Origin of the sequence: Paraburkholderia rhynchosiae, assembly GCF_002879865.1 — a bacterium.
Lineage (GTDB): Bacteria > Pseudomonadota > Gammaproteobacteria > Burkholderiales > Burkholderiaceae > Paraburkholderia > Paraburkholderia rhynchosiae.
Genome location: NZ_PNXY01000106.1, coordinates 1 through 1,231, shown reverse-complemented (window position 1 = coordinate 1,231; position 1,231 = coordinate 1). Strand labels below are relative to the sequence as shown.

Here is a 1,231-nt window from a genome sequence, read left to right as displayed (position 1 = left end):
AGTTGACGACTAATGAAATGGTCCGCCCCACCTCTCCAGACGCGCTAAGCTGGGAAGGCGACTGTAACGGGAGATGATCATGGACTACGCGACGCTCGTTGGGATCGACCTTGGCAAGCAAACCTTCCATGTGCACGGACAGGACAGCAAGGGCAAGGCAGTGTTCAGAAAAAAGTTTGGGCGCAAACAGCTGATCGAATTTCTCGCGACCTGCCATTCCTGTACTGTCGTCATGGAGGCGTGCGCCGGCTCTCACTTCATGGCGCGCAAGCTGTCCTCGTTCGGTCATGAGATCAAGCTGATTTCGCCGCAGTTCGTGCGGCCATTCGTGAAGTCAAACAAGAATGACTTTGTCGATGCCGAGGCGATTTGCGAAGCGGCATCGCGTCCGGCAATGCGATTTGTCACGCCGAAGACCGAGTCGCAGCAAACGCTGTCGGTACTTCACCGCGTGCGTGAATCGATGGTGCAGGACCGCACGAGAACGATCAACCAGATGCATGGTTTCCTGCTCGAGTTCGGCGTCAGCCTGCCAGCCGGCAAGACCGGTGTTCCGCGACTCCCGGAGATTCTCGATTTTCATCCTTTGCCGCCCCGTCTTGTTGCTATCCTCAAGCGGCTACATGAGCACTTCAAGTATCTGCAGCATCAGATCGGTGAGATCGATCGTGAACTGGCACTGCAGCTTGCTGATGACGACGCGGGGCAGAGGCTGATGGGCATTCCCGGGACCGGACCCATCACTGCGAGTGTGCTTGCCTCTGAAATCGGCGACGGCACACAGTTCAGATGCGGTCGCGACTTTGCGGCTTCGGTTGGGCTGGTTCCCCGTCAGTACAGTACCGGCGGAAAATCCAACCTGCTCGGGATCAGCCGGCGTGGCGACAGTCACATCCGAAGTCTTCTTGTGCAGTGTGCTCGGGCATACATGCGCTTCCTGGACAGGCGGACCGGGCCCCTCGCGGAATGGGCCCGCGCGCTGGCCAGCCGGCGTCATTCGAACGTCGTGGCGTGCGCGGTAGCCAACAAGCTCGCCCGGATCGCATGGGCGATAATCGCCCGACACACGAGCTTTAACGCAGGACGTACGGCCTCGCCGGCCTGAACGTTTCAAAGAGACCCATCAACCATCTCGGCTTTTGCGACGCCTGACACTGATGACAGGAACGGCACATGGCCTGCGGAAAACCCCGGGAAGTAATGAGGCTTAGGAAGCCGCACGACTTTATGG

Annotated in this window: 1 protein-coding gene; it reads left to right on the top strand. The window is 58.8% G+C overall.

Annotated features, from left to right (window positions below):
- The first annotated feature begins 79 nt into the window (after positions 1–79).
- Entirely contained in the window at positions 80–1,105 is a 1,026-nt protein-coding gene (locus C0Z16_RS36990; protein WP_102636849.1) for an IS110 family RNA-guided transposase, read from the top strand.
- The last annotated feature ends 126 nt before the right edge of the window (positions 1,106–1,231 follow it).

Bases quoted from the DNA above. Each gene is read 5' to 3' on its own strand.
- C0Z16_RS36990 (WP_102636849.1), top strand. From the start codon at position 80: ATGGACTACGCGACGCTCGTTGGGATCGACCTTGGCAAGCAAACCTTC.